Origin of the sequence: Flavobacterium sp. P21 (genome assembly GCF_050632225.1) — a bacterium.
Classification (GTDB): Bacteria; Bacteroidota; Bacteroidia; order Flavobacteriales; family Flavobacteriaceae; genus Flavobacterium.
In genome coordinates this window covers 4,322,591-4,348,555 of sequence record NZ_CP192585.1, presented here as the reverse complement: position 1 = coordinate 4,348,555, position 25,965 = coordinate 4,322,591, and the positions used below count along the sequence as shown (strand labels likewise).

Annotated in this window: 20 protein-coding genes, 2 tRNA genes and 2 pseudogenes; 12 read left to right on the top strand and 12 right to left on the bottom strand. The window is 34.4% G+C overall.

Going from position 1 to position 25,965, the window contains the following annotated elements:
• Positions 1–186: 186 nt before the first annotated feature.
• Positions 187–834, bottom strand: a complete 648-nt coding sequence (locus ACQ9BO_RS21805; protein ID WP_431242451.1) for an HD domain-containing protein — start codon at positions 832–834, stop codon at positions 187–189.
• A gap of 94 nt (positions 835–928) precedes the next feature.
• Between ACQ9BO_RS21805 and ACQ9BO_RS21800 the strand changes: the two genes are divergently transcribed.
• The 11 genes from ACQ9BO_RS21800 to ACQ9BO_RS21750 all read left to right on the top strand — a co-directional run bounded on the left by ACQ9BO_RS21800 (position 929) and on the right by ACQ9BO_RS21750 (position 10,166).
• A complete protein-coding gene (locus ACQ9BO_RS21800; RefSeq protein WP_431242450.1) occupies positions 929–1,312 on the top strand; it encodes a hypothetical protein in 384 nt (127 codons plus the stop codon).
• A 65-nt stretch (positions 1,313–1,377) separates the two neighbouring features.
• Positions 1,378–2,799 (top strand): RtcB family protein, encoded by a 1,422-nt coding sequence (locus tag ACQ9BO_RS21795; protein WP_431242449.1) that lies wholly within the window; start codon positions 1,378–1,380, stop codon positions 2,797–2,799.
• Between the two features lie 294 nt (positions 2,800–3,093).
• Positions 3,094–3,894, top strand: a complete 801-nt coding sequence (locus ACQ9BO_RS21790) for a TatD family hydrolase (protein ID WP_431242448.1) — start codon at positions 3,094–3,096, stop codon at positions 3,892–3,894.
• Between the two features lie 80 nt (positions 3,895–3,974).
• Positions 3,975–4,676 (top strand): DUF434 domain-containing protein, encoded by a 702-nt coding sequence (locus ACQ9BO_RS21785; protein WP_431242447.1) that lies wholly within the window; start codon positions 3,975–3,977, stop codon positions 4,674–4,676.
• Between the two features lie 16 nt (positions 4,677–4,692).
• On the top strand, positions 4,693–4,875 hold the full coding sequence (locus ACQ9BO_RS21780) for a hypothetical protein (RefSeq protein ID WP_431242446.1): 183 nt from the start codon (positions 4,693–4,695) through the stop codon (positions 4,873–4,875).
• A 17-nt stretch (positions 4,876–4,892) separates the two neighbouring features.
• Positions 4,893–5,375, top strand: a complete 483-nt coding sequence (locus ACQ9BO_RS21775) for a hypothetical protein (RefSeq protein ID WP_431242445.1) — start codon at positions 4,893–4,895, stop codon at positions 5,373–5,375.
• A gap of 3 nt (positions 5,376–5,378) precedes the next feature.
• Positions 5,379–6,749 (top strand): SDR family NAD(P)-dependent oxidoreductase, encoded by a 1,371-nt coding sequence (locus ACQ9BO_RS21770; protein WP_431242444.1) that lies wholly within the window; start codon positions 5,379–5,381, stop codon positions 6,747–6,749.
• A 79-nt stretch (positions 6,750–6,828) separates the two neighbouring features.
• Positions 6,829–6,902 (top strand) — tRNA-Ser (locus ACQ9BO_RS21765).
• Between the two features lie 74 nt (positions 6,903–6,976).
• Positions 6,977–7,048: transfer RNA gene (locus ACQ9BO_RS21760), tRNA-Asp, on the top strand.
• Positions 7,049–8,349: 1,301 nt separating this feature from the next.
• Positions 8,350–8,850 carry a hypothetical protein gene (locus ACQ9BO_RS21755; protein ID WP_431242443.1) on the top strand — a complete coding sequence of 167 codons (501 nt, stop codon included), beginning with the start codon at positions 8,350–8,352 and terminating at the stop codon, positions 8,848–8,850.
• Positions 8,851–9,620: 770 nt separating this feature from the next.
• Positions 9,621–10,166: an exonuclease domain-containing protein gene (locus ACQ9BO_RS21750; protein ID WP_431242442.1), complete on the top strand. Its 546-nt coding sequence runs from the start codon at positions 9,621–9,623 to the stop codon at positions 10,164–10,166.
• Positions 10,167–10,172: 6 nt separating this feature from the next.
• Here ACQ9BO_RS21750 and ACQ9BO_RS21745 read toward each other — a convergent pair whose 3' ends face one another.
• From ACQ9BO_RS21745 to ACQ9BO_RS21695, 11 genes and pseudogenes are all read right to left on the bottom strand, one after another.
• Positions 10,173–11,111, bottom strand: a complete 939-nt coding sequence (locus ACQ9BO_RS21745; protein ID WP_431242441.1) for a phytanoyl-CoA dioxygenase family protein — start codon at positions 11,109–11,111, stop codon at positions 10,173–10,175.
• A gap of 111 nt (positions 11,112–11,222) precedes the next feature.
• Positions 11,223–13,002, bottom strand: a pseudogene (locus tag ACQ9BO_RS21740) (AMP-dependent synthetase/ligase).
• A 181-nt stretch (positions 13,003–13,183) separates the two neighbouring features.
• Complete coding sequence (locus tag ACQ9BO_RS21735) at positions 13,184–13,615, bottom strand: hypothetical protein (protein ID WP_132989938.1); 432 nt, start codon at positions 13,613–13,615, stop codon at positions 13,184–13,186.
• A gap of 285 nt (positions 13,616–13,900) precedes the next feature.
• Positions 13,901–15,163 carry an outer membrane beta-barrel family protein gene (locus ACQ9BO_RS21730; RefSeq protein WP_431242440.1) on the bottom strand — a complete coding sequence of 421 codons (1,263 nt, stop codon included), beginning with the start codon at positions 15,161–15,163 and terminating at the stop codon, positions 13,901–13,903.
• On the bottom strand, positions 15,160–16,296 hold the full coding sequence (locus ACQ9BO_RS21725) for a carboxypeptidase-like regulatory domain-containing protein (RefSeq protein WP_431242439.1): 1,137 nt from the start codon (positions 16,294–16,296) through the stop codon (positions 15,160–15,162). Before ACQ9BO_RS21725 ends, ACQ9BO_RS21730 begins: the two co-directional genes overlap by 4 nt.
• Before the next feature lie 219 nt (positions 16,297–16,515).
• A pseudogene (purL, locus tag ACQ9BO_RS21720) lies at positions 16,516–20,189 on the bottom strand (phosphoribosylformylglycinamidine synthase).
• A 383-nt stretch (positions 20,190–20,572) separates the two neighbouring features.
• On the bottom strand, positions 20,573–21,088 hold the full coding sequence (locus tag ACQ9BO_RS21715; protein WP_431242438.1) for a T9SS type A sorting domain-containing protein: 516 nt from the start codon (positions 21,086–21,088) through the stop codon (positions 20,573–20,575).
• Positions 21,057–22,421 (bottom strand): endonuclease, encoded by a 1,365-nt coding sequence (locus ACQ9BO_RS21710; protein WP_431242437.1) that lies wholly within the window; start codon positions 22,419–22,421, stop codon positions 21,057–21,059. Before ACQ9BO_RS21710 ends, ACQ9BO_RS21715 begins: the two co-directional genes overlap by 32 nt.
• A gap of 470 nt (positions 22,422–22,891) precedes the next feature.
• Positions 22,892–23,050: a hypothetical protein gene (locus tag ACQ9BO_RS21705; RefSeq protein WP_431242436.1), complete on the bottom strand. Its 159-nt coding sequence runs from the start codon at positions 23,048–23,050 to the stop codon at positions 22,892–22,894.
• 34 nt (positions 23,051–23,084) lie between these two features.
• Positions 23,085–23,660 carry an XAC2610-related protein gene (locus tag ACQ9BO_RS21700; RefSeq protein WP_431242435.1) on the bottom strand — a complete coding sequence of 192 codons (576 nt, stop codon included), beginning with the start codon at positions 23,658–23,660 and terminating at the stop codon, positions 23,085–23,087.
• A 51-nt stretch (positions 23,661–23,711) separates the two neighbouring features.
• Entirely contained in the window at positions 23,712–25,226 is a 1,515-nt protein-coding gene (locus tag ACQ9BO_RS21695) for a hypothetical protein (RefSeq protein ID WP_431242434.1), read from the bottom strand.
• Between the two features lie 307 nt (positions 25,227–25,533).
• Between ACQ9BO_RS21695 and ACQ9BO_RS21690 the strand changes: the two genes are divergently transcribed.
• Positions 25,534–25,962 (top strand): PaaI family thioesterase, encoded by a 429-nt coding sequence (locus ACQ9BO_RS21690; protein ID WP_431242433.1) that lies wholly within the window; start codon positions 25,534–25,536, stop codon positions 25,960–25,962.
• Positions 25,963–25,965: the final 3 nt, after the last annotated feature.

Below are 25,965 nucleotides of genomic sequence, written 5' to 3'. Positions count from 1 at the left end.
CGGCTATATCTTTTATTCCGCTATCGCTTCATAAAAGGATACCGCCTCAATCCCTCACGCATTTACGTTAATAATGAAATTTCGTTTTCAATTATTTTATTTTCGTTCCAATTTTCCGTAGAGACGCATTTCAATGCGTCTAACACATTGTTGATATTCGTTGCGTAGACGCAATGAATTGCGTCTCTACATTAATAATGAAATCTCTTTTTCAATATTAATTCTTGCTTTTTCTTCATATAAATTCCTAAATTCCTCGGTTTGAAAAATAAATTCATTCTCCAAAAAGTGCTTCAACGCTTTGGCACGTCCAGGTTTGTATAGAAAATCAGGATAAATGCGGTATTCTTTTCTAATTTGTTCGAAATAGATTTGATAATCTTCCCAATCTTTAGCAAGGATTTTCAAATCAAAATCGATTAACCAATTAATATCTTCAATTTCATTTTGCTGATGTTGTTGTGTTGCGCAGATGGCATCAAAAACTAATTGACGATCAAATTTTGCAAACCCGACAGGTTTTTGAAACCTGTCGGGTTTAATATCTGTAAAAATAGATACAGCAAACTCAGCACTTTTAAGTTCGTTATCTTTTTTAGAAGCCGAGTAAACAAAATCATGATAAAAAATAGAAAATAATATTTCGCCAGGATTTTGAAGTTTGTCTTTATAAATTTCAAAGCTCTCAATCATTTCTTTTAAATGCGTGAGATTGTGGTAATACCTTGATTTATGGGAATATGCCTTTTCTAAATCCAACCAGTTTTGCTGAATTTCATTTGCTGAAAAGCCAATTTTTGAGAGTAATTCAGAATAGATTTTCTCTAAATTCATGTTGTTTTTTACTCAAATTTAAAATTCTTTTTTTACTGCGCAAAATAATTGCGTAGTGGTTTTGAAATCTTTGTCATGTTAAAACGAAACAGTTATGAGAACTATTAAAATTTACTGCAAGGAATGTGAAACTGAATTGACCAATGAGTTAATTGAGTCAAATGAATTATGGGATTACGATTTTGGTATAATGCCAGAAAATCATTTTTTTATTCAAACGCAGGAAGCATCTCTTAAAAGATCTATTATTGTTCCTATAGATAATTATAATCTAAAAGACCATTCTGATACAAAAAGGTTTCAAGGATGTTGTGGAAGTTCTGGATTAGATGGTATGAATAAATTGTGTCTAAATGGTCATGAAGTTGCAACAGAATTTTCGGATTGCTGGACAGATGATTTTATAGAATTTAATAACGATAAAGTGGTTATAAAAGAAAAGATTGTGGATAATATTTTTAAAGAATTAAAATTATAATTCTTATTAAGCAAAATAACTGCGCAGTACAAAACAATCTTTGTACTATCAAAACAACAAAAAAAATGAAAACACAAATAAACGGTACAGATATATTAGAATTAGGATTCCCAGAAGGAAAAATAATCGGAATCGCATTAAAAATAAACAGCAAAAGAAACGGATTCACAAGAGACGAAATGATTGCAAATTTCAAAAACGTCTTAGAAACTCCGGAAAATTATATAGGCGATAAAATCTTCAGCAAACTGGCTGTGGCTTTGATCGAAAAATCGAATGAAAAACCAGAAGATTTTATTGCTTTAAATGAAAATCCAAATGCCTATTCAGCTTACGGATTAGATCATATCGAAGACGGAGCCAGAAAACAAATGGAAGTTGCTATGAAACTTCCCGTTACAGTTGCCGGAGCTTTAATGCCAGACGCGCACCAAGGTTACGGATTACCGATTGGCGGCGTTTTAGCGACAAAAAATGCCATTATTCCGTATGGTGTTGGCGTTGATATTGGGTGTAGAATGGCGTTGTCAGTTTACGATATTCCAGAGGATTTTTACTTTGAAAACGAAGCCAAATTCAAAAAAGAATTGATTGCGAATTCTATTTTTGGAGCAGGTCACGGATTTCACGGTCAGTACAAATCAGATCATGCGGTTTTGGAGAACGAGACTTTTAATATGAATCCGTTTGTGAAGAACTTGAAAGATAAAGCCTGGTCGCAATTAGGATCTTCGGGTGGTGGGAATCACTTTGTAGAATTCGGAATCATGGAATTTGCCCAAGACGATGCAGTTTTGAATATCCCAAAAGGAAAATACGTTGCTTTGTTAACGCATTCTGGTTCACGCGGAATGGGAGCAACCATTGCCGGACATTATACTAAAATCGCCAAAGACGAGTGCAAACTTCCAGAAGTGGCCAAAAACTTAGCGTATTTAGATATGAATTCGCAATTAGGACAAGAATACTGGCTGGCGATGAATTTGGCGGGAGATTACGCTTCGGCTTGTCACGAGATTATCCATAACAAAATGGAACGCGCTTTGGGAGCGACGATTTTAGCCAAAGTTGAAAACCATCATAATTTCGCCTGGAAAGAAATCTGGAACGGCGAAGAAGTGATCGTACATAGAAAAGGAGCAACTCCAGCCGGAAAAGGCGTTATGGGAATCATTCCGGGAAGTATGACCGCACCGGGATTTTTGGTGAGAGGAAAAGGCGAGGAGAACGCTATTAATTCGGCTTCGCATGGAGCAGGAAGACAAATGAGCAGAACCCAAGCCATAAAAAACATCACACAAACCGAAATGAAATCTATTTTGAAAGATCATGGTGTTACGCTTATCGGAGCAGGTCTAGACGAAGCCCCAATGGCGTATAAAGATATCCATCAGGTTATGGAAGCGCAACAAGATTTAGTGGATGTGGTTGCCAAGTTTACACCTAAATTGGTTAGAATGGCGGATGATGGGAGCCGAGAAGACTAGTTTTTCTTCGAGGTTCAAAGTGACAAAGTAACAAAGGGCAAAGGTTTTTCCGTACTGTATATAGAAATTACAAACATTACGGTTAGAGATTTTTTCACGCAGATTTAAAAAGATTTAAGCAGATGCTCGCAGATTATTTATAAAAATTATTTTAAATCTGCTAGAATCTGCAAAATCTGCGTGAAACAAAAAACTTAGCGACTCTGCGCCTTTGCGAGATTAATAAAATAATAACCAACACAAAGAATAAAAAAACTTTGTGTCTTAGTGCCTTAGTGGCAAAAAACAAAAAAAATGAAAACATATATAGACATAGGAATTAACCTAACCAACAAACAATTCCAAAACGACATAGACGATGTCGTACAAGACGCGCTCGACGCCGACGTATCGCAAATGATACTCACAGGCACCAGCGTACGAAATAGCGAAGAATCTGCGAAGATTGCGAGGCAGTATCCTGGCGTGTTGTACGCTACGGCGGGAATACATCCGCATGATGCGAAGAGTTTTGATGCGCAGAGTATTTCGAAACTAAGGAAATTATTAGAACTGAAACAGGTAGTTTCCGTAGGCGAATGCGGACTCGATTTTGATCGTGACTTTTCACCCCGAAACAAACAGGAAGAATGTTACAAAGCCCAGCTCGAATTGGCGATTGAAGTTCAGAAACCGTTGTTTTTGCATGAAAGAAACGCTTTTAGTTCGTTTATGAATATTACCAAAGACTATTTACCGCAATTGCCAAAGGCCGTTGTGCATTGTTTTGCGGGAACGTTGCAAGAAGCGAAAACCTATCTCGATAACGGATTTTATCTGGGTTTTACGGGAGCGATTTCAGATCTCAAACGTTTCAGCCATTTAAAAGAAGTCATTCAGTACGTACCGCTCGACCGAATGATGATTGAAACCGATGCGCCGTTTATGCTTCCTAAAAATGTCCCGAACAGCCTTTTAAAGAAATACCACGAACGCCGTTGCGAACCTGCTTTTCTGCCGTATGTTGCCGGAACAATTGCACAGTTTAAAGGAATTACTTTAGATAAAGTGGCGGAGGAAACGACTAGGAATTCTAAAAGCTTTTTTGGGATTTAGGTTTGTTTTCCTAACAGGTTTCTAAAACCTGTTAGGTATAATTTTATTCAAAAACGTAATATGTTTTATAAATTAGCAATATGGCAGATTTAAAAAACAGAGGAAAAGAAGCAAGTGACGATATTTTATTCGGAACGGAGAAAATACAATTGAAACTAAAAGAAGCCGTGACAGATTTGTCTTATTTTCTGAGTAGAGGTTATGGCGAAAAAGCAACATTAGCTTTAGTCGGAAACCGATATCGCTTAAATTCTCGACAGCAACAGGCAGTTCGCGGAATGAGTGCTTCTCAAAGTCAAATTGAAGATCGACAATCTAAAGAAATTCAAAGTTCCGATTTAGAAGGAAAAGAAATTGCTATAGATGGTTTTAACGCTTTGATTTTATTAGAAAGTATTTTGTCAAATGCTTATGTTTTTAAAGGACAGGATGGTTTTATTCGTGATTTGTCAAGTGTTCACGGAACTTATAAGAGAGTGAAACAAACGTCACAGGCAATAGAAATGATTGCTGATTTCTACAAAAAAGAAAAGATTAAAACGATTCATTGGTTTTTTGATAAACCTGTTTCAAATAGTGGAAGATTGAAAAAGATAATTGAAGAAATAGCCTTAGAAAATCAATATGATTGGAAAGTGGAATTGGTTTATAATCCTGATAAAGTCATTGCAGAAAGTAATTGGATCGCTGTGACTTCTGATGCTTGGATTTTGGATAATGCGTCTGCTAATTTTAATTTGATGAAATATATTTTAGATCAATTAGAAAAAAAGAAAACATAATTTGCTGTGATTAATAATGAAACTCGATCTCTTAAAAGAAATAAAAGCTGTAATTCCAGATTTGAGTCCAGAATGGAAAGAAAAGTATGGTCTGTTTTTAATAGACGAACATCTTGTCCTTTTTGAGCATATGCTTCGTTTTTTTATAAACAGAAAAAAGAGTTTCTCAGAAAGCCTTATTTTAAAGATGAAATTCTAGTAACATTACAAGATAAAATGTTTTGTTTTAAAGCTGTTTTTGAAAGTTTTGAAAACGAACCAGGTCAATTGAGACCCAATCTTATCAAAATGTTTGAAGAAACACCTTTTGAAATTCTGCTCCTCATTTTAGGACAGCGTTTAACTTCTGCCAGTCGACGTGATGAAACTGGGATTCCGCCACCAAGAGAATTACTTATAAAAAGTTGTTTTGAGCCTTATAATAAAGATATTTCTATAGCGGTGCGGGCTTGGGAAAAACACGCAGGTAGAAACACAAATAGTATTTTGGGAGAAATAAAAGGAAATCGGGAACAAAAACGTTTGTCAGCCCAAAGATTAATTTACTATATCATAGGCTATAAAACTTGGTGGAATATTTTTTATCATTATAAACATGGTTTGGTTTATGAGGCAAGAATAGAAAACGGACAAGGATTACGGTGGTCGGCAGATGGAAAAAAGTTTATTGGGTTTTTAGAAGACTTTTTAGAAGAATAAAAAATGGATATAGAAAAGAAATATATTTTTAGTAAAGAAGAATGGCAAACTTGCATTAAGGTTCTACAAGCGCTGAAAGACGATCCGTTTGAAAATCCAGACAATGATTTATTTGCAGGTTTGATTACCAAGATTCATAAAAATGCTAAAAAGAATTTGCGTAGTGTGAGTTATTCGTCTAAGAAACAAGAAGATCTTCAAGTAAGTTTGAGCGCTACTTTGGTTTCAAAAGCATTAAATGGAGAAACGTTATTTGCCGAAAAAGAAAATCCAGATGAACAGCAGTTTACCGAATTGCATTTGCCTAAAAATTGTTACGCCTGTAACCGTTCTTATAAATTAGCGCATAGTTTTTATACCAGACTTTGTCCAGAATGTGCCAAAGAAAATTACGAAAAGCGTTTTCAAAACATAGACTTAAAAGGACGAAATGTGATCCTTACAGGTGGACGCGTAAAAGTGGGTTTTGCGACTGCTTTAAAACTTTTGCGAAATAATGCCAATGTTATACTTACAACTCGCTTTCCTGCGCTTGCTTTAGAACAATTTAAACAAGAAAATGACTTTGAGCAATGGAAAGATAATCTGATAATTTACGGTCTAGATTTACGGAATTTGAATGCGATAAATGAGTTTATATCGTTTTACAAATCCGAATTTGAGAGTTTAGATATTTTGATTAATAATGCGGCGCAGACCATTAAATATACAGATGAATATTATCAGCCTTTAATTCGAAAAGAAGAAAATCTGCTAGATCAATTTTCTGCAAATAAAAAACTGATTGCCAATAAAACTCCTGTTGCGGCAGAAATAAAAGCATTGGAATATGGTTTTGAAGAAAAAACAGCAATAGCACTTTCGCGTTTTGGACAGCCAGTTGATAACCGCGAAAAAACAAGCTGGAATTCTACTTTAGAAGAAATCAGTATGTATGAATTGGTTGAAGTTAATTTGATCAATCAAATTGCGCCTTATTTCTTGATCAAAGAGCTAAAGCCATTGTTTTTAAATTCTGAATTTAACGAACGATTTATTGTCAATGTGACATCATCTGAAGGAATTTTTAGTTATACCAACAAAACGATTTTTCACCCGCATACCAATATGACAAAGGCGACTCTAAATATGATGACACTGACTTCGGCTAAAGAGTTTGCAGAAGATTCTATCTACATGACTAGTGTAGATGTTGGTTGGATTTCTACAGGAGCAAAAGAAAGTCTCCGAAAAAAACAATTTGAGGAAGGATATGTACCTCCGTTAGATTCTGTAGATGGAGCAAGTAGAATTTTTGACCCAATATTTCAGGGTATCAAGGGAAAAAGTATCTTTGGCGTTCTGTTAAAAAATTATAAAGTTGCCAATTGGTAAAAGTTAGGATAGTAGTTTAATTGGAAAAATATTCCCGCCAAAGGAAAAAAGTTTTGGGTTCGAGTCCCAACTATCCACTAGGGTGTTAGCTCAATTGGAAGAGCGACAGTTTGCTAAACTGGAGGATGCAGGTTCGAGTCCAGGCACACCCTTTTTCTCAATAATAAATCCTTTAAAAAAAAGGCTAAAAGTCCAAAGGTTATATCTTATGTCTGCATGGCAAAAAGAGGTGTTAGTTCAATTGGAAGAACGCTTGCCTATCACGCAAGAGGTTGCGGGTTCGAGTCCCGTACACCTAACAAATTCAAATCAATTTGAATTCAAAAGTTTGATTGAACTTAGTGAACAATTATACAAATAAGAAACTCAATCTTGTAAATAACAATCTTTGGGATTTGTTATAAAAATTAAATTTGAACTAATATTTGTTAAATTATCACAAAATATACTACATTTGTATCTGTAATTAAAAACACAAAAAACACAATGATACTATCAATAAGCCAAAATTTTGAAACTTTAGCCGGAGATTCTCCAGCTGTAAGCTCAGGATGCGTATGTATTTTTGTGAAATTGAAATGTAAGATTTAGAATCAAACTCATCATAAAATAGAAAAGCGTCCACATTGTAGGACGCTTTTTTTGTTTTAAAGCCACTTCGACTTCGCTCAGTGTGACAAGAAAGATGTTCAAAATGATAGAAAAACAAACCAGAACTAAAAAACTTAAAAAAATAATTAACCAAATGTTTAATCATAAATCAAAATAGGAAAATATAGTCTTGGAAAGTAATCTGATGAGCGACAGTCATTTGCTAAAAAGATAAATCTGCACCAGTTTGCGGACAGGAATTTCTTTGCTTTTGTTTTAGTGTAAGTAATTGATAATCAGTGGAATAATCTTAAAAAATATTTGGAAGTATGATTTTTTTCATCATATCTTTGCCCAACAAAATTGAAACAAAGCGTTTCAGAAAACAACAATTAAAAAATAAATAAAATGAGTTTTAAATTATACATACACAACGCAGGATTAGCGACCTCGATTTCAGATCGTGAATGCTTTTACATGTCGGTGCATCAATATAGGCAATAGGATAGAAATATCGTATTTGTTATGAAGCACCTTTAATCGGGTGCTTTTTTTATGAATTGATTTGCCACGAAGGCACAAAGTCGCAAAGGTTTTTAAGAAAAGATAAAAAAGAAAACTTAGTGTCTTAGCGCCTTAGTGGCAAACGACAAAGAAACAAAGTGACAAAGGTTCAGAGTGCTAAAAGAAAAAACTTAGTATCTCAGCATCTTAGTCTCTCAGAAACTAAAAAAAAATAAGGATGAATCAAAAAATAGGACTTAGGTCAGACGATAGTAGTCAAACAGATAAAGTGGAATTTAATGAGCCTCCATTTGCCTCGAGTGGGAAAATGGATTTAGAGCTTATTAACCTATGGAATGGAAAGGTGAATTTTAAGAAAATTATATATATCATTTAGAGATATTTCTCTGGTAAAGCAATGGTGCTTTGAACTTTTGTGATAGTGGATTTCTTAGAAAAGCCTTCGATTTCCTGAGATTCCCAAGAATTACAAAATTAAAATACCATGCAAAACAATACATTACAACAATATAAAAACGCAATCAGAAAAAAATACGAGACCGAAAAAGAAGGGAAATACTTTGATTATTTGTACCAACCTTCTCGTGGAAAACTTCGTGATTTGTGCTGGTTGATTTTCGAAAATAACCCAACAAAAGAGGATTTGAATGTTTTTAGTAATCTTTTGGGTTTAGATTTCGATCACACCAAAAAGAATAAATTTAAGGAGAAGAAAGATAAGTTTAGACCTATCGAAACGTTCTTCAAAGGCGAAACAGATCCTTCAAACATTGACGCTATCAATATGGTCGCAATTTTGGTTGATTTTGAATTGCGTCCTTTCAAAAAGTTTTACGAAAATTCTAAAACAGAGGAAATAAAACCAGCTAAACGGATAGAGAAAGCTAAAATAGTTTTTGAAAAGAAGAATTCTGAAACAAGAGAAAAACTGGAGAAAAAGAAGAAGAGAAATTTCTTTCTGGATTTCAAAAGCATGTTTTTCTAGGTTTTTGCCACAAAGATGCTAAGACACAAGGTTTTCTAGCCACAGATTAAATCTGCCAAATCTGCTGAATCTGCGAGAAACTAATCTTAGCGTTCCTTTGCGTAAACCTTAGCGCTCCTTGCGGTTAAAAAATCTCGCAAAGTCGCAAAGACGCAAAGTTTTTAGCCACAGATTGAAGGATTAAAAGGATTATTAAAAAAATCTGCTGAAATCTGCTGAAATCTGCTTGATCTGCGAGAAACTAATCTTAGCGTTCCTTTGCGTAAACCTTAGCGCTCCTTGCGGTTAAAAAATCTCGCAAAGTCGCAAAGACGCAAAGTTTTTAGCCACAGATTGAAGGATTAAAAGGATTATTAAAAAAATCTGCTGAAATCTGCTTGATCTGCGTGAAACAAATCTTAGCGTTCCTTTGCGTAAACCTTAGCGCTCCTTGCGGTTAAAAAATCTCGCAAAGTCGCAAAGACGCAAAGTTTTTAGCCACAGATTGAAGGATTAAAAGGATTATTAAAAAAATCTGCTGAAATCTGCTTGATCTGCGAGAAACTAATCTTAGCGTTCCTTTGCGTAAACCTTAGCGCTCCTTGCGGTTAAAAAATCTCGCAAAGTCGCAAAGACGCAAAGTTTTTAGCCACAGATTGAAGGATTAAAAGGATTATTAAAAAAATCTGCTGAAATCTGCTTGATCTGCGTGAAACAAATCTTAGCGTTCCTTTGCGTAAACCTTTGTGCTCTTTGCGGTTAAACACACATAATTATTAAAAATTAAAAAAATGAAAACAACAGATAAAATTATTATTTTCGATTTAGAAGCCACATGCTGGCAGGGTGGGGTCCCGAAGGGCCAGGAAAATGAAATTATTGAAATTGGTTTGGCCGTATTAGATACTGAAACCGGCGAAATTTCCAAGAATAAAGGAATATTAATAAAGCCACAACGCTCAAGCGTAAGTACATTTTGTACAGAATTGACAACGATAACTCAGGATTTACTGGATGAAAACGGCGTTAGTTTTGAAGAAGCGGTTAATGAGTTGATAGACGAATATAATCCCGATTTATATACTTGGGCAAGTTACGGCCAATACGATTTGAATATGCTTAAAAAGCAGTGTAAATCGTTCGGTATTTCATATCCGATGGCAGACGAGCATATCAACGTAAAAACTCATTTTGCCGAAAAATTTGGTTTGGTAAAACCAACTGGAATGAATGGCGCTTTGGCATTGCTTAATATTCCGCTAGAAGGAACACATCACAGAGGTATTGATGATGCTAAAAACATTGCCAAGATTCTGTATTGGTGTCTGAAAAACTAGAATGGTTTAAATCCACTCTCCAGATGCATTAAAATCATCTGGAAGATACGTGAGATATTGAACCATTCGCGGTTTTTTTCCTTTGTTTGGAGTAGCGCAGTGTGGAAGTGCTTGATTCCAAATGATAAAATCTCCAGCTTGTCCTGTAATTGGTTTTGGTTGCAATGTCTGCAATGCTTTCTCTCTTGGATTTTCATAAAGTTCAAGTTCGTCAAGCCATCGATCAATTTGGTTGTGAAAACCCGGAACACAATGAAAAGCACCATCTTCTGGCCCACAGTCGGTTAAATAAAGCAATCCTTGTAAGCCAAAAGTTAAAGGTTTTTTTAAACTCATATCCCAATGAAGCGAACTTCCCAGGAAATTAAAATTTTCTGTTTCAGGCGGATTAAAACTTACCTTGTCAATCGTTTTGTAAATTTTAGAGGTTTTATAGAGCTGTTCATATGCTTTTTTAACTCTTGGAGAAAAGCGGTTTTGGTTTAAAGCTTCATGATTAGAAAAATTAAGCATAAGCCCTTTTTGATTTTCATGACGATTGTACCAGCTTTCTTGGTTTTCAGGATCCATTTTCAAATATTCCCAAATGGCTTTTTGTGTGTTTTCGCAAGCTTCTTTTGAGATTGCATTTTTAACTACTACATAACCATTTTGATTCCAGAATTCAAGATCTTCTTCTGATAAAACATTTTCTGTTAAATCGTTAGTGTCGGTAGCAACATCTTGTTTTCTATTGTAAATCCATGCTTTAAAAGATTCAAAATCTGGTTTTTCTGAATGTAAAAACTGTAAAGCATCTTCCATGCCAATACCTAACAGATATAAGGCTTTAATTTCGTTGTTCCAGTTTGAATTGCTTGAATCAGCATTTTTAGGATCAACAGCACATTTCCATAATTGTTCAAGGATTGTCCAAGGCATGGTTTTGTATTTAGGATCAATCAAAAATAATGGATTTATAAATTGATATTCAAAGTAGAAATACCTGTTTTTGATACTAAAAAAGGCTGTCTAAATTTTAGACAGCCTTTTCCTTTGGTTAACTATTTTGGAATTTTAATTATGACCATAGATTTTAGCGTAAAGATCTTTGTAAATTTCTTTAATGATCTTGCGTTTTAATTTTAGGGTAGGAGTAAGCTGTCCGCCATCAATCGACCAAACATCTGGAGTAAGTTCAAATCGTTTCAGTTGTTCCCAGTGTCCAAATTTCTTGTTGATGCTTTCTACTTCTTCGTCGATACGTTTAATAACATCTGCATTCTGGCTGATTTCTTTGTCAGTACTTCCTAAAGTTATTTTGTGGATTTTCGCCCATTCTTTTACGAATTCAAAATTAGGCTGAATAAAAGCGCCAGGCATTTTTTCACCTTCGCCAATAACCATAATCTGCTCAATAAAACGAGATTGTTTCATGGCATTCTCGATCATTTGCGGTGCAATATATTTACCTCCTGAAGTTTTGAACATTTCTTTTTTACGGTCGGTAATTTTCAAGAAACCTTCGTTGTCGATTTCTCCAATATCTCCCGTGTGGAAATATCCGTCTTGTAAAGCTTCAGCTGTTTTTTCTGGATCTTTGTAATAACCCAGCATCACGTTTGGTCCTTTGCAAAGAATTTCTCCGTCTTCGGCAATTTTAACTTCTACGTTGCGAATTACTTTTCCAACAGTTCCAATTTTGAAACCTCTATTTCTTTGATCGTTTACGGCAATTACAGGCGAAGTTTCAGATAATCCGTAACCTTCCATAACTGGAATTTCTGCGGTACGCAAAAACTCTGGTCAAACGTGGCTGTAAAGCGACACTTCCAGAAACCATTAAATCTAAATTTCCGCCTAAACCTTCTTTCCATTTGCTGAAAATTAATTTGCGTGCAATTTTTAATTGGAATTCATACCAAGCTCCATTGGCTCCGTATGGTTCATATTTCAAACCTAAATCAATAGCCCAGAAAAACAGTTTTTTCTTGATGCCGGTCAATTCAGCTCCTTTTGCATAAATTTTATCGTAAACTTTCTCTAAAAGTCTTGGTACAGCTGTGATTACAGTTGGACGAACTTCTTTTAAGTTATCGCTGATTTTGTCAATTGATTCTCCAAAATAAACCGAAACACCATAATATTGATAGATGTATAAAATCATTCTTTCAAAAATATGACAGATAGGCAAGAAGCTCAACGCAGTGCTTTTTCCTGGATCAAACGGAATTCTTGGAGCACTGTCTAAAACATTTGAAACAATGTTTTTATGCGAAAGCATAACACCTTTAGGTCTTCCAGTTGTTCCAGAAGTATAAATAATAGTCGCTAAATCGTCTGTTTGAATGCTGTCTTTTCTGGCTTCAACTTCATTTTGATTGCTTTCGTCTTCTCCAGCAAGCAATAAATCTGTCCAGTGCTTGCAACCCGCAATTTCATTGAAAGAATAAACCTCTTTTAAAGTAGGCACATTTGCTTTAATAAGGTTTACTTTGTGAAGCACTTCTTCATCAGAAACAAAGCAGTACATACTGCCGCTGTGATTTAATATGTATTCGTAATCTTCTTCAGAAATCGTTGGGTAAATTGGAACAGTTTGAGCACCAGTTTGTAGAATACCAATGTCCATAATATTCCACTCTGTGCGGTTGTTTGATGTAATCAGGGCGATTTTGTCATCTTTTTGAATGCCCATACGCAATAATGCTCTCGAAACAGCATTTGCTTTTGCAATATATTCTTGGCTAGATGTTTTTTCCCAGACTCCGTTTTTCTTTGTTGCTAAGGCAACCGGAAGGTTGTAAGTTTCTTGTTGATAATAGGGAAAATCAAAAAGGCGTGTGATTGAAACCATGTTTAATATCTTGAATTTTATCGCAAATTAAATAAAAAATAGGTATAATTTTTAATTTTGTGGAATTTTATGGGAAAATTTATATGGACTCTTAAAAATCAACGAAAACGTTTTCTTTTTTGTAGTAAATTTTCGAAAAAACTAGAAATTAGTTAATTAAAAAAATATTATTTTTTAGAGATTATTGCACATTAAAATCCTCATATTCTTTGACTCTTTCTCCCATCAGAAACATTTTTTTCTTCGCAAAATGAATCGAGAATTGAGAATACACCCATTCTTCACTGTCATTAGGTCTGTACCAAAAAGTGTACGATTTACTATTGAAACCTTCTTTGAAAACAGGAATTCCCTCTTCTGTACATTCGATTCCCCAGTTAATTTTCTTTTTGCTCAAATCAGGTGCTTGAATAAATCCTGTTCCGTCTGGATTTAATTGGCTAATTGGTTCTTTTTGGCCAATTGGCGCGTAAGTTCCAGAAACTGGAAAACCAATTGTGGTTGTAATATAGCGCTCTTTAGAATTATGAGTAATTGTGTTTACTTCAACTTGTGAATACGATTTTGCAGTAAAAAATAATAAGGCAATAATTAATAAACGAATAGCTTTCATTCTATGTAGGATTAAGTGTTTTTGGGATTCTAAAAAATTCTGTGGCAGGAACTTTTGGCGAATATAGTTCAAATTTCAATAAAAAATAAATCCCAATTGTAAGAATGATGTTTTTTGTTTATTGACCATCTGGAATTTGTGCTAAACTAAAAATAACCGCAAATTTCACAAATTAGCACAAATTAAATCTTTAAAAAACAGAAATAGGGTTTGCGTAAATTTGTGAAATTTGGGGTTGCTTTTTTAGTCCGTTTAGCAGACAGTTTTTTTTAGTTTGTAAAAATATTACTCAGCTGAAAACTGATTCTCTAATAGTTTTTCTTTAAAATCAGATTTAAAAGTATAAGCAAAAGTGACCATCAAAGCGCGAGTGTCGGATTTATTGGTTCTTTGATTGTAAAAAAGTGCCGTGTTGTTTTTGTAGCCACTTTCAAGTGTATTAAACATATCGGTGACAACCAAACCTAAACGTGCGTTTCCTTTTCCGAGTTTTTGCTGAAATCCCATATCAACATTATAAATCGGAATACGTTTTCCTTGTGCTGTTGTTAATGCCGAATTATAATTCCCAATAATTTGCAGTTTTCCGCCTTTCCAAGGAACAAAATTATTGATGATTTTTCCATACCAGTTAAAAGCATTTTTTACCACATTTTCTGTCAGATTTGAAGCGTCTATTTTTTGCTCAAAAGCAGTTACACTAATATTTGCATCGTAAAAAGTTGCAGTTTTCAAAGTAAAGATAGTTTCTAAGCCATAAGTAATTGTGCTTCCGATATTTTGCGGTTGCAACAAAACAACGCCATTGTCCAAAAGCTGTGCATATTGTCTAATTGCATCAGTCGCATTTCTGTAAAAAGCATTTGTCGAAAAAGAATAATTCTGCCAATTTTTATTGTAGCTCACTTCAGCAATGTGAATAATTTCCGGTTTCAAATACGGATTTCCTCCATGTGGATTCAGGGCATCGGTAATATCAATAAACGGATTCAGATCATCTAAATCTGGACGATTGATTCTTTTGCTGTAATTGAATTTCACAAAAGATTCCGGGTTCAGATTCAATTGCAAATATGCTGACGGGAAAAATTTCAAATAATCATTATTGAAGCGGTCACTATTGTTTTGCGTTGCGCCCGTGTTAGAAACATTTTCGGCACGCAAACCTAAATTGTAGTTCCATTTCGGATTTTCTTTTTCACCAATATAGGAATTCAACATACCGTAAACGGCATTTATTTGCTCGTTAAATTTAAAAATATTGCTCGCTAACGGATTTATGACATATTCACCATTTACAAGATCTGCGCTTTCAAAATCGGAATTAAAAAATCTAAAAGTTCCTTTATAGCCTGTTTCTACAATTGATTTTTCTGAAACAGGAAAAGTATAATTTACGATTGCATTCGAAATATTTTGGTTTTCATAATTATGTGTTCTTTGCCAAAGCACATCGCCAATTTGTTGTTGATATTCGTCGTAATTATAAGTATCAATATCTGTGTTTTCTCTGTGTTTTCCGAAAGAAGAAGTAATCGAAGTATTCAAACTTTTTCTTTCATCATCAAATTTTCGGTCGTAAGTAAAAGCAAGTTCCCCAACTTTTGAACGTTCCAGTTCCAGAGAATGTCTTTTGCTGTTAGAAAAAATGCATTGGTACTTGTATTTACCTGCGTGTACAAAGTTTCATCGTTATCTTGATTTTCTATATTGCCTAAAGCTTCAAACGAAAAACTGTTTTTGTCATTTGGAGTAAAATCAACATTGAATTTTAAATTCTGTAAACCTTCCGTTCGTTGATCACTTCTGTTTTGATGAATATAGTGTTCATCGTCAATAAAATAATTTGTTCTGTCTGCATTTATTTTTTTAGTTCGGCCAGCAAAACGGTTGTCGTAACCTACGCCAAAATTCCATTTTTCTGTTTTATGATTTAAAAGCACAGAACTGTTGATTCTGCCTTTCGCACCAAAACCCGCGCCCAAAGCAACTGCACCATTTGTACCGCTTTGATTGTTCTTTTTAAGTTTTATGTTGATGATGCCACTTTCTGCATTTGCATCATATTTAGCTGTTGGATTACTGATTATTTCAATGCTTTCAATACTGCTCGCCGCAATCTGATCCATATTGGTAATCGCAGAGTTTTTTCCGTTAATCAAAATCATTGGCGATTTTCCTCTTAGCGTAATGCCGCCTTCAGCATCAACCGCAACAGTCGGGATACTTTTTAGCATATCGGTAGCCGTTCCGCCAATTTGTGAAATGTTTGAAACAGCATTAAAAATAAATCCTTCGTCGGTTTTCTGGATTTGTTTTTTCTGAGATTTTACAACAACGTCGTTAAGTAAATTTGCATCATTTTGTAATTTGATAGTGCCAAGGGAAATTGGACTCTCAGTAACTTTTATTTTTTGTGAAATAGTTTTAAAACCAATTAATTTAAACTGAAGCTGATAATCTCCAGAAGCAATATTCTCTAAAGCAAAATTTCCGGAAACATCTGTTACGGCGTAACTAACAGTTTTAGTAGAATCAGAAGCTTGTTTTAAAATAACATCAACAAATTCTATTGGAAGTTTTCCGTCAGAAATGGTTCCTTTTACAGAAGAAGTTTTTTGACCAAAAGAAAATTGGCTCATTAATAATAAGAGAAGAAGGGCGGATAATTTTTGCATCATTTTTTTCATGAGACAAAGATATTTATCCGAATATTTATACTTGCTTAAGCTGTCTTAAGATACCATTAAATTAAACTTAGAATAGTTTTAAATAGTTTTTGATAGCCACGAATTCACGAATTTTCATTAATTCAATTTTTGCAAATAAAAATTCGTGAATTCTTGGCTATCAAAAAAAACGCCCGAATTTATCGAGCGTTTTTAGTAAAAATATATTTCTTAGTTTTTCTCAATCCATTTTCTGGCATTGACAAAAGCTTCGTGCCAAGGCGTAACCTCGTCATTTCTGTCTTTTGGATAATGTGCCCAGTTCCATTGGAAAGTCGAACGCTCAATGTGAGGCATCATCACCAAATGTCTTCCGGTTTTATCACACATCATAGCAGTGTTGTAATCAGAACCGTTAGGATTTGCAGGATAACCTTCGTAAGCATATTTAGAAACAATGTTGTATTGATCCTCTGAATAAGGCAATTTGAATTTACCTTCTCCGTGAGAAACCCAAACTCCTAAAGTGCTTCCAGCCAAAGTCGATAACATTACAGAGTTATTTTCTTGAACTGTTACAGAAGTAAAGATACTTTCGTGTTTCTGGCTCTCGTTATGAAGCATTTTTCCGTGAACTTCGTGTTCTGGATTAATAACTTCTAATTCCATAAACAATTGACATCCGTTACAGATTCCAACAGAAAGTGTATCTTCTCTTTTGAAGAAATTATCTAAAGCTGTTTTTGCTTTTTCGTTGTATAAGAAAGCTCCGGCCCAACCTTTAGCAGAACCTAAAACGTCTGAGTTAGAGAATCCTCCAACTGCTCCAATGAATTGGATATCTTCAAGTGTTTCACGTCCAGAAATTAAATCTGTCATGTGAACGTCTTTTACGTCAAATCCTGCTAAGTACATAGCATTTGCCATTTCACGCTCAGAATTACTTCCTTTTTCACGGATAATTGCCGCTTTCGGTCTTGGTTTAGAATTATCGATTTCTGGTTTCTTTCCTGTAAAGTGTGCAGGGAAAGTATAATTTAAAACTTGATTTTTATAGTTTTCAAAACGTGCTTGAGCTCTTCCGTTTTTAGATTGTTTTTGATCTAATAAATAAGAAGTTTCGAACCAAACGTCTCTGTATGTAGGAATATCCAATTTATAAGCTCCAATTTCTAAAACTGCAGTTTCTTGAACTGAACCAATTTTGAAGAATTCGATGTTGTTTGCTTTTAATTTAGCTTCAACAGCAAGCATCAGATTTAGCTTGAAAAACGATTCCAATGTTTTCTGCGAAAAGGATTTTCAATAAGTCTTTTTCTGCAAAAGCGCTGAAATCAATTTTAGCTCCAAGATTTACATCAGCAAAACACAACTCTAATAAAGTAGTAATTAAACCACCGCTTCCGATATCGTGACCTGCCAAGATTTGGCTTTCGCCGATTAATTCTTGGATTGTGTTAAATGCATTTTTGAAGAAAGAAGCGTCTTTAATTGTAGACGTTTCGTTTCCGATAGTGTTTCTGATTTGTGCAAAAGAAGAACCTCCAAGTTTGAAATCATCTTGAGACAAATTGATATAATAGATTGAATCTCCGTTTTTCTGTAAAACGGGTTCAACTACTTTTCTAATATCGGTACAGTTTCCAGCAAGCAGAAATAATAACCGTTCCAGGCGCAATTACTTCATCGTTTGGATATTTTTGTTTCATTGAAAGTGAATCTTTTCCTGTCGGAATATTGATTCCCAATTCAATTGCAAAATCTGAACATCCTTGTACAGCTTCGTATAAACGAGCGTCTTCACCTTCGTTTTTACAAGCCCACATCCAGTTTGCAGATAATGAAATTCCTTTCAACTGGTCTTTAATCGGAGCCCAAATAATATTTGATAACGATTCTGCGATAGCATTTCTACTTCCCGCAACCGGATCAATTAAAGCCGCGATAGGAGCATGCCCAATAGAAGTTGCAATACCTTCTTTTCCTAAATAATCTAAGGCCATAACGCCAACGTTATTCAAAGGCAATTGTAACGGACCAGCATTTTGTTGTTTAGCTACTTTCCCTCCAACACAACGGTCAACTTTATTCGTTAACCAGTCTTTAGATGCAACAGCTTCTAAACGTAAAACGTCTTTTAAGTATGATTCGAAATCTGCGGCGTTATAAGCTACGTCAGCATATTTTCTGTCAACAGTGTTGTCAGTCATAACCGTTTTTGGAGAACTTCCGAAGAAATCTTCTAAAGCATAATCCATCGGTTTTGAACCGTTAGTTTGTGATTGGAAAGTAAAACGGTGATCTCCCGTAACATCTCCAACTTGATACATTGGCGAACGCTCTCTGTCAGCAATTCTCTGTAAAGTATCAATATCTTTTTGACCAATAACCAATCCCATTCTTTCTTGAGATTCGTTACCGATAATTTCTTTTGCAGAAAGAGTAGGGTCTCCAACTGGCAATTTGTCTAAATCGATCAAACCTCCAGTTTCTTCAACCAATTCAGAAAGACAGTTTAAGTGTCCACCTGCACCGTGATCGTGAATCGAAACAATTGGGTTATTGTCACTTTCAACTAAACCACGAATCGCGTTTGCAAGCACGTTTTTGCATTTCTGGGTTTGAACGCTGAATTGCATTCAACTCAATTCCTGAACCGAAAGCTCCTGTATCTGCAGAAGAAACCGCAAGACCACCCATTCCAATTCTATAATTTTCTCCTCCAAGAATTACGATTTTATCGCCTTCTTTTGGTTTGTGTTTGATAGATTGATCTAATTTTCCATAACCAATTCCACCCGCTTGCATGATTACTTTATCGTAACCAATTTTTCTGTTTTCTTCTTCGTGTTCGAAAGTCAAAACAGAACCTGTAATAAGCGACTGGCCAAATTTATTTCCGAAATCAGAAGCTCCGTTTGAAGCTTTGATTAAAATATCCATTGGTGTTTGGTACAACCATTTTCTTTCTTCAACTGCATTTTCCCATTTTCTGTCATCCTGAGCGGAGTCGAAGGATTTTAAACGAGAATATGAAGTCATATAAACCGCAGTTCCAGCCAATGGCAATGATCCTTGTCCTCCAGCTAAACGGTCACGAATTTCTCCTCCAGAACCTGTTGCGGCTCCGTTGAAAGGCTCAACAGTTGTTGGGAAATTGTGTGTTTCGGCTTTTAAAGAGATAACCGAATCAAATTCTTTTATTTCGTAAAAATCAGGTTTGTCAGCCGATTTTGGTGCAAATTGTCGCACTTTTGGTCCTTTTACAAAAGCAACGTTGTCTTTGTAAGCAGAAACAATATCATTAGGGTTTTCCTGAGATGTTTTTTGATTAATTTGAAAAGAGAAGTTTCTTTTTCTTCACCGTCAATAACAAAAGTTCCGTTGAAAATTTTGTGACGGCAGTGCTCTGAATTCGCTTGTGAGAAAGCAAAAATCTCTGAGTCAGTTAATTTTCTTCCAAGTTTAGCCGAAAGATTGTTTAAGTAATCAACTTCTTCTTCGCTTAAAGCTAAACCTTCAACTTTGTTGTAAGCCGCAATATCATCAATTTCCAGAATTGGTTCTGGCTGAATGTTGATAGTGAAGATTTCTTGATCTAATTCGTTGAATTTTTGAGAAAGCATTGGGTCAAAATCAGTAAAATCTTCCGTTGCAGGATGAAATTCCTCGATTCTGATAATGCCAGAAATCCCCATGTTTTGAGTAATTTCTACAGCATTTGTACTCCAAGGTGTAATCATAGTTGCGCGAGGGCCAACAAAAAAACCTGTCAATGCAGATTTTTCAATCTTATTCGCGTCGGCAAAAAGCCAGTTTAATTTTGAAATGTCTTGAGCTGAAATTTCGTTTTGCGTTTGTACGGCAAAAACAGTTTTGCTTTGGTTTTCAAAGAAATGGATCATTTGTGTAGTTTGTTGTATTGAGCCGCAAATTTAATGTAAATAAATAGTAAGCGCAAATTTGGAAACGATCTCTTTTCAAAAAAAATGAAATTGCTTTTTTCTTGCATTTTTTCTACCAAAAAGACGCAAAATCAAGAGGTTTCGGTCTTTAGTGAAATTTAATGTTTTAGTAAAATTTCTTTTTTGATATGTTCTGTAATATTAAACTTTTAGAAAGGAAAAAATCAAAAATGAAAGTTTAGATTTTGAGCATTTGCATAATAATGATTTTGCAAAATTTACGAAACCTTGAAACAGATGGAAAATGTAATTTTTGTAAAAATTGTCATTTTAAGATAAAAAAAGCGGCAATTAGCCGCTTTTTAAGATGTGAAAAAGTATTTTTAATTGATAATTATTCTTTTGAAAGATGTTTTTTCTCCCTTGATAATTTTAATAAAATAGATTCCTGCCGATAAATTTTGAACAGAAATTTTAGAAGAAGTTGTGTTTTGCTTTTCGAAAACTTTTTGTCCAGAAAACGAAATTATTTCTATTGTATAAGGAGTTGAAAAATCATTCAGGCCAACATTGAAATTTCCATCAGAAGGATTTGGATAAATTACAATTTCATCAGATAATTCAATAATTTCTTCATCTGCTACAGGCAATGCTTTTTTGCTGGCTAAGTTGTTGCAAGTGTCTGTGGTGTAAGAATCCCACTGCGCACTCAAATTGAAAGTAGTGCTTGGAGAAGTTACAGTAGATTTTCGTCTTAAAGTTACATCAATGGCAAAATTGGCTGTTCCGCCATTGAAAGTTCCGATAATGTCAATTAAAACACCGTTTTTAAATAACCCGACAGCATCATTTCCGTTGAAAGTCAGTTCAGTCGCCGTTGTTGAAATGTTTGCGAGCACTCGTAGAAAAACAAGTTGAAGAAATAGAACTGTTTACAATTACAAATTTGCTTCCCGTTGTTAACGTACCGCTCAAAGCTAAACCTGTGCTCCAAGAACCTGCTCCGTTTGTTTGTTTTTTGATCGTATAAGCAGATAAATTAACAGAACTTCCGGTATTGTTTGCAATTTCTAAAGCTTTGTTATTTCCAGAACCTTCAATGTATTCAGAGAAAAGAAGATCTGTTGCAGTTCCTGTTCCGTCGCTATTGGTTGTAACTGAAATAGTATTGCTTGACGCAGAAGTATTTCCTGTCGCATCTTTTGCTTTTGCATAAATCGAATAAGCTGTAGAAGCAGTCAAGCCTGTAATTGTAGCGGTGGTTCCAGAAACAGTCGTTTTTAAAACACTATTGGCATAAACATCATATCCTGTAACGGCTACATTATCTGTAGAAGCTGTCCATGAAAGCGTAATCGAAGTAGCTGTTTTTGATGTTGAAGCTAAACTTGTTGGGGCAGTCGGTGCCTGAGTATCTCCAGAAGGTGTTCCGCCCCAAATTTGATTGACATATTCTGGATGATCAATAAACGGATTTCGATTGTTTTGTCTTGCATAAATGGCATTGTTTCTAGCAATTTCTCTTGCGCTCACAGGATCTTGCGCGTGCCAAGCCAAAAGCATATTCAAAAAAGCAGTTGTAAAAACTTGGTTGCTTGTGCCATTAAACATAGCATAAGAATAACCTGCTACAGTATTTTCGTAACGTGTTGCAAAATAGAAATACATTCTGGCAATATCACCTTTAAAGTCATTGATTGGCTCGAAAACTGTTCCTGAATATCCAGAAACGGCACTTGATCCTAATTTGCTTCCGTTTTGAGAGGTATAGGTTGCGGAGCTTACATTTCCGTGCGGATAATTGGAACGAATTCCGTTTACTTTTCCATCTGTAGGCGTAATAAAATGTGCATCGGCAACCATTGGTGATTGTTCATTAAAAACCGACTGCGGAATAATATGTTCTCTGTTATAACAATCTCCTTCTACAGAATAGCTTCCGCATCTTTGAGTTGTTCCAGTACTGTAATTGTATGGATCTGTTCCAGAAGGATTTTCGGAATACATATCTAAAACAGTTCCATCATTTTCATAAAAATTATCAACGTCAGAAGTTTGATAGGTTGTGTACAATCCGGCATATCCATTGTCGGTATGACCTTTAATAATGTTGTACAATTGTGTTTTTAAGGTGTAGCCTGTTCCGGTTGCGGTGCTGTAATATCCAGAAGGAATTTGGGCAAAACCAATCGTGGCAAGAAACAATAATAGTAAAAAGTAGTTTTTTTTCATAAGTAATAGTTTTAAGATTTGGTTTAAAATAAATTTTTAAAAACTTGATTATTAGGTTTTTAAAAATGTATTGTAACAAAACTACTACTTTTTTGAATGTAAAATGTTATGAGAAGTTTAATTTTAGATATATTTTCTTACGAGGTGTTTTTTGAAATAAAATGTTACTTAAAGAATTTGATTATTTTTTTTCAGTGTCATTGGAGGCCCCATATCCTCATTAAAATCTTCATCTCTTACCCCTGTCGAACTAATTGCAAAAAGCATTTCTGTGTCGGTTATAAATTTTATTATGCCTAGAATTCTGCCTCTTTCGGTTAGTTTTCCATTCTCATGGATTGATAATATAAAATCTATTTTATTTGGACTTTTTGAATAATCGACAGAATATTTTAGTTCGCCTATCTTGCCATCGTTTATTCCTCCTTTAATTACATAATGCTTTCCATCAATAAATTCATTTCCAATAGTTATTGAGGCATAATTATCTTCAAAAAAATAAATTTACCTTCATTTCCATCGGAATCTTTTCCTGTCCATTCTCCAATAATTTTAGAATTAGTTTGTGAAAAAGTATAACTTGAAAAAAGTACAGTAAGTACTAAAAATACACTTTGAAGAAATTTCATTTGAGGAGTTTTTGAAATATTGTTTTGAATCATTTTATAGTGGTAATTTTTTTAATTGCTTTGCATATTCTTTTTCAGATTTGGGACTGCCATCATCGGTTATCTCGATATTGAAATCATGTATTTTATTGTTTTTGATTTTATAAAATGACGCCCAATTTTTTCCAGAAATTACATGGCTTTCTATAATTCCATATTTTGAATTAAAAATTGGATTTTTTATCTCTTCAAAGCCAATAACTTTCTTGAAAGTGTTTGTTTTAGGATTGTATAAATATAGATAGTAGGTCCAATTGCTTCTAACATCAGAATAGTTTTGGACTAAAATATCTTTGATATTATCGTTATTAAAATCTCTAAAATCAATTTCCTGTGCACTACTATGAAGATTTTCTTTTATTAAGACGGATCTTTTGCCATTTAATTCCTGAGTGATTGTCAGATTTGAATTTTCTTCATCATCTTGTAAATCTGCGCTGTCATTAAAAGTTGCAAGTTTTATTGTGATTCCTTTATTTTTATAAATAGAATCGCATTTAATTATAGTTGTACTTTGAGCAAATATATTTATAAATAACAGCAGAAAAGCTATTGTTAGATTGGTTTTCATTGTGTCAAGTGTATATTAAAACTTTGCGTTTTAGCGCCTTCGCGGCAAAAACTATTTCTTCGGGAAATCCTGACTCTGATAAGCTCCCAAATCTGGAGGAGAAGTTCTCGTAATTCCTAAAATATCTGTCGGAATTATATAGGCCTGATTCCCTTTCGCGAAAGCGGAAGAAGTTTTGTCAATATTGAATTTATTCTGCGAAACATTATAAAATTTTGGGTTTTCATTCAAAATGATATTGTTATAATGTTGTGTGTCGGTTTTGAATTGATAATCCGGATTTGTTGTCGAACTGCTGAATTTTAAAAGACAATTATTTAATTGATAAACAAAAGCTGTGTTTGCTTTTTTACTCAAATTAAATTCGTTTGTATTTGAGCCGTAAATAATGCAATTATTGAAAGTGGCCTGCGTAAGCGGGTTCGTTTCTGGTGTTGCTCCAGCCAAACTATTGCTCAAATTGACTGCAAAATGCGAACTGTTTTGCCAATTGTTATTAAAAGTGCAATGCACAAAACTGTAATTTCCGCCGTAAACACAAGACAAACTCACAATTCCCGCATAATTTATGACTAAGTTTTCTCCGTTGATTCGGCCATTTTTCGCCAGAATTCCGTGCTCGACAAAATTATAAAATTGACTGTTTTTGATCTGAATCGTATTTGCTGTGTTTCTGATTTCTAAACCAGTAACGGCATTTTTCAATGTCAGATGATTGATGGAATGTGTGCTACTTTGATTTTCAAGAATAACCGAATTCCATTGTCCAGGGATATCAGAGTAAAGTGATTCTAAACGATCGCCTTCAAAAATAACTTCATTTTCAAGTTTGTCAGTTGTAGAGGTTGTTCCATTAATTTGCAATGAAGCATTTTTGGCAACATACAGCCCAGAATTGACGTGAAAATGAACTCTTGCACCAGCTTCAAAAGTTACCGTTTTATTTTCAGGAACTCCTGCGTAACCATAAATCACATATGGTTTTTGTTTGGTGAAAATAAGTTCATTTCCGTTTGCGGGATCATTTTCGCTTAAGTAAAAACCGTCCACATCTTTGCCGTCGATTTTTATTTTTTCCTTCGTCCCGTCAGGATTTTGGTTTGGATATAAAAAAATAGCATCCTGAATTAAAGTAACCAAAGCTACTTTTTGAAGATTGGCGCCACTGTCAAATTCAATTTCATCAGTATATAAAAAATCAGTCGGGTTAGCGTCTGTAATATCTGCGGTAGTTTCAATAAAAATGTACAAACTGTCTTTTGCCAAAAGCGTAACATCTTTAAAAATCTTTCCGTTGTTGCCGGCCATTCCGTCAACCGTCATTCGGTATTTGGAACTCAAACCTTTTTTAAGCTGGATAATCGGAATTGAAATGTCATTTTTGCTTTTATTGTACACTTTCAATTGATACGTGCTTGAACCAATGTTTTTAAAAACAGTATCCAAATAAACGGTGTCTTTTGAAAACTTTAAATCTCCAGTGCTGGCAACAGTGTCGAAATCAGTTCTGCACGAACAAAAAGTTATAATTATTCCGAAAATGAAGAGTGCAAAGTATTGACGCATTTGAATGTTTTTTTAGCCACAGATTAAAAGGATTAAAAAAGATTTTTTTCCGCCACGAATTCACTAATTATTTGTTTTTTAAATTAGAAAAATTAGTGAATTCGTGGCAAAAAAATCAACACAAAGTGTTTCAAAATCCTTTTAATCTGTGTAATCTGTGGCAAAAAATAGCCAAAGATTGATTTTGATTGTTTTTGTAAAAATAACAAAAAACTGACAAGTTTATAATTGAATTTTAATTTTAAAATGGGATTTTTCGATTTGTGTCTTATCTTTCTTTAATTTTACGTTTTTAAAGTTTATTTTAATGAATTATACAAAAGAACAGATTTTGGCGCGCTGTAATGAGTTTTCTAAAAACACATTAATGGAAACGCTTAAAATTGAATATATCGACGCCGGAGAAGATTTTTTAACTGCAAAAATGCCTGTAAATCCAAGTGTTCACCAGCCAATGGGACTATTGCATGGTGGCGCTTCAGTAGCTTTGGCAGAAAGTGTGGGAAGTGCGACTTCTTTCTTTTTTATCAATCCGAAAGAACAGGAGGTGAGAGGCATCGAAATCTCGGCAAATCATCTAAAAAGTATTCGTGAAGGCTATGTTTTCGGAACAGCCAGAATCATTCACAAAGGAAGAAGTCTTCATCTTTGGGAAATCAAAATTACTGATGAAGAAGGAAACTTGGTTTCACTTTGCAAATTGACGAATATGGTTTTGGATAGAAAGAAAAGTTAAATT